Raw genomic sequence first — 3731 nt, forward strand, 5'->3', positions numbered from 1 at the left:
TCGAACATACATTCCCCTGAGTTCTGACCGTCGTTGTTGGTTGTGATCAGGGTGTTTGCGTTGTAGACGATGTCCTCGTGGAGGCGATCTGGTCGGCTCGTCGCTGTCCGTGGGCGAGCGCGAGTTGGGTGCGGAGTTGACGGTTTTCATCGGTCAGTTCTTGAATGCGTTGGTGAGCGAGTTCGAGTCGACGTTTCCACGACTCTTCGCTCGCTTGTGAGGGCCGTTGGGTGCGAGGCTGTGGGCCGGGAGCGCCCTTGATGCGGGCGAGCAGGTCGGGCTGGGTATAGAGCCAAGATCGTGCGACGTTTGCCGCCTTAGCGAGACCTGCAATGGTGATCGGCTGGGCGTCGGACTGTTGCAGGGCATCGAGCGCGGCGAGTGCGCGTTGACGGGCGGATTCGTGGCGGGCCGCGGCCGCGGCCCGCAGGTGGGCGGTGTTGTCAGCGCGCATCGTCGCCTGGTTCGGTGGGTTGTTCGAGACTGGTGATGATCTGGAGGAGGTTGTCGGCGGTCTGCTGATTCATCTCGGCCAGGCGGAGCTGGCCGCGTTGTTGAGCGCGTTCGATGATGCCGCGGGTGAGGTCGAGTTGCTGGCGATGCTGGGGCAGGAATTCGGGCGTGGTGATGAAGACTGGGCAGGTCAGGCAGGCGTTGGCGTGTGGGCAGCTCTGTTGCAGCGGGAGCCCGCAGTAGCCGTTGGGCAGGGCTTGGGTTGCCCGGGAGAGGTGTTGTTTGGTCCATTCGGCGTCGGCGAGTGGGCTGTCGGCGGTAAGGATGACGTCGTTGCCGTGGATGTCGACCTTGCGGGCGCGTTCCCAGTGCCGGCGGACGGTGTTGTCGTGCAGGCGCGCGTAGTGGGCGGTCATCTCCGGAGAGGTGTGGTCGAGGATCTTGCGGACGATCTCTTGCGGGACGTCGTTGTTGATCAGTGTGGTGCCGAGGGTGTGCCGGAATTGGTGGGCTGTGACCTGAGCGGGTGCGCCGGCGTCGTCGACGATCCCGCATTCGGCCATCCACTGGTTCATCACGGCCCGCAACGTCGTCGACCTGATGGGCCGGGTTCCGTCGGGGTTCTGCCGTTCCCGGGGAAACAGCAGCGCATTCGGCGAATAGTGGCTCCTGACCCATTCGATCTGGGTGGTGATAGCGGCGGCGGTTTCGGTGGAGATCGGCACCAGCGCTTCGCGTTTCATCTTGCGGTTGTAGTAGCGCAGGTAGGGAGCGTTTTGTTGGTCGCGGACCAGGCAGTCGAGCGGCAGGTGAAGTGCATCGTTGGCTCGGAGACCGGTCTCCATGAGCAGCGGGATCAGCAGGCGCCAGCGGCGATCGGCGAGTTTGTCGAGGTTTGCCGGATTCTCGAGCTGGGCCATGACGACTGCTGACAACCCTCGCGGGGCGAGCGTGCCGCGGTCGGGGAAGTCTTCGGAGTAGATGGCGGTGCGTGCCGGAACGCCGGGGATCCAGTCGTGTTGACGAGCGATGACGAAGAATACTTTTGCTGAGCTCAATCGCTGGTTGATCCCGTTGGGCGTGAAACGCGCCTCGGCGAACAGGGTCAGCAGTCGTGTGATCACGGTGCGGTCGAATTGCTCGGGTCGCGCATCGGGGCCGGCATGATCGGTCAACGCGCTCGACATCATCTTCAGCACCAGCATGTCGCGGTGGATTCCGCTGGCGCTGTGCCCGATATCGATGCGCCATCGGATGAAGTTCTTGACCGCTTGGCGCAGCCAGGGCTGCGGGATGGGCCGGAAGTCCAGAAGCCATCCGTGGGCTGCGTCGTTGAACCCGATCCGCCGGCCTCGCCACGCATCTCGGCTGAATTCGTGTTCGCGGCCGTCCAAACCGCGAAGCCTGTCGATCTCGTCGATGATGAAGGTCAGAAATCCAATACGGAGTTTGATGGTTGGGCGCTGAGTCTGCCCGCGGTAGCGGTTGCCCCGCGAGGGCCACTGATCTTCCTCATAGTCCAGCAGCGAGCTCATCCCGATCGCGGCCAGGTCCTCGACGCAGGTATGGACCGAGCTGAGCCGCAGGTGAACGACGTTGCGTTCCTGTCGCGCCCGCAGAATCCCGTAGGCAATTTCCCAACGCAACGGTGTCGGCAGGGCCGCCAAAGACAGATACTCGATCCCCAGGGGTGTCCCGGGATCCCACTGCGATTGATCGGGTCGACCAGCTGCGTGCCAACGTTCGTAGTGCGCTGAACACAGCCCAGCATGGCGAACGGATCGCGGGCAGCCCGGCGCCGTGCAGGGCGGCCCTCCGCCGACAGGATCCTCAGGGCTCATCGCGATCCGGTCGTTGACCAGGATCGAGGCGACAGCCTCTCTCACCCGATCCACCCAGATGCCGGTAACGGCCCCTGGTTCCGGTTTGGTGGGCGCGACGACGGTCAGCGATGTAGTGGTCACGATGGGCCTCCGGGCAGGTTCATGCGATCGGGCAGGTCGACATCCAGGCATCCAGCGGCCCGTAGCACTCGTCGCAGGTCTTCGATCTCGAGATGCGCATAGGTCGTGGTCGTGGTGGAGACCGAGGAATGGTCGAGCAGCTTCGCCACGACTTCGGCCGGGACGCCGCGCCGCAGCAAGCCAGTGGCGTAGGTGTGGCGGAACCAGTGAGCGGAGAACCTCACGCCGCTTCGACTGCGCAGGCGGGCAACTAGGTCGGTGACGTTCCAATATCGCCAGGCCGTGCCGTGGACGCCGCCCCAGAGGTTGACGAAGACGTAGTCGCAGTCCAGATCGCCGTATTCGGTGACGAGGTAGTCGGTGTAGAGGCGGATCAACCTCGCTTCGACCGGAACCTCGCGCTGCCCAGTTTTGACCCGAGCCCCGTTGGTGTTCGACCGGGACCGCACCCGGATCAGCCGGCCCGCCGCATCAATGTCCTCGTGCCGCAACCCGAGCGCCTCACCGATCCGCAACCCGGTGCCGGTCAACAACTCAATCAGAAACCGATCCCGCAGCCGATCACACGCACCGATGATCAACCCCACCTGCTCATCGGTGAGCGTTCGCGGCAACCGCCGCTCGGTCTTGAGCTTGATCGTGCGCCTCCGCTGATCACCGGCCGACCCGAGATGCGCCAGAAACGGCCGCCATGACCCGCGCGCCCCACCCGGCTTGATCTCGGTCAGCAGCTCACCACAGTCCACTCCGTGACGGTGCTGATACCTGTAAAACGACCCCAACGCGGCCAACTTCCGATTGATCGTCGATGCCGAACACGCGCCCGCCACCGACGACAGCGAGGTCACCTCCACCGATCGCTGCCCCGACGGCAACCGCAGCCAACCAACGAACCGGCCCAAATGCTCCAACCGAACCGACCGCCAATCCAGGCCATGAGCGGCCAGGAAAGCGAAGTAGTCCCGCAAGTCGAACGCATACGAACGCACCGTTCCCGGCGACCGCTCGATCACAGTCAAATACGCCAGGAACTCATCCACCGGCTCCACCACCGCGAAACCGTCATCCAGCACCGTCCACGACTCCGGCCCGCCGCCCGGCGCCAACACCTGCTGAACCCGCAACCCCGCCTCCTCCGCACCATCGCCAGAAAGTACGGACGGCGACGATACGACCCAGCCCGCGATCCACCCCAACCATCACCGGCGCGTCGCGGACACCCCAGATAACCGTGCCTCACTCAAACCCGAACAGGCACAACCAAATACGGCGGCTACATCAAAGACACGCTCACCCAGACTCAGGGGAACATAC

General features: G+C 64.2%; 3 protein-coding genes. All 3 read right to left on the reverse strand.

Features of this window, described 5'->3' with window-relative positions; translation table 11 throughout:
* Positions 1-46: 46 nt before the first annotated feature.
* From FEK34_RS29720 to FEK34_RS29730, 3 genes are read right to left on the reverse strand one after another with little or no spacing between them, the layout of a single operon-like run.
* Positions 47-454 (reverse strand): DUF6262 family protein, encoded by a 408-nt coding sequence (locus FEK34_RS29720; RefSeq protein WP_138453296.1) that lies wholly within the window; start codon positions 452-454, stop codon positions 47-49.
* Entirely contained in the window at positions 444-2417 is a 1974-nt protein-coding gene (locus FEK34_RS31070; RefSeq protein WP_171048489.1) for a tyrosine-type recombinase/integrase, read from the reverse strand. The genes FEK34_RS29720 and FEK34_RS31070 overlap by 11 nt, the downstream gene beginning before the upstream one ends.
* A complete protein-coding gene (locus FEK34_RS29730) occupies positions 2414-3541 on the reverse strand; it encodes a tyrosine-type recombinase/integrase (RefSeq protein ID WP_138453299.1) in 1128 nt (375 codons plus the stop codon). The genes FEK34_RS31070 and FEK34_RS29730 overlap by 4 nt, the downstream gene beginning before the upstream one ends.
* Positions 3542-3731: the final 190 nt, after the last annotated feature.

The organism is Nocardia cyriacigeorgica (assembly GCF_005863245.1).
Classification (GTDB): Bacteria; Actinomycetota; Actinomycetes; order Mycobacteriales; family Mycobacteriaceae; genus Nocardia; species Nocardia cyriacigeorgica_C.

Coding starts and splice junctions, on each gene's coding strand:
- FEK34_RS29720 (WP_138453296.1), bottom strand. CDS start 454: ATGCGCGCTGACAACACCGCCCACCTGCGGGCCGCGGCCGCGGCCCGC.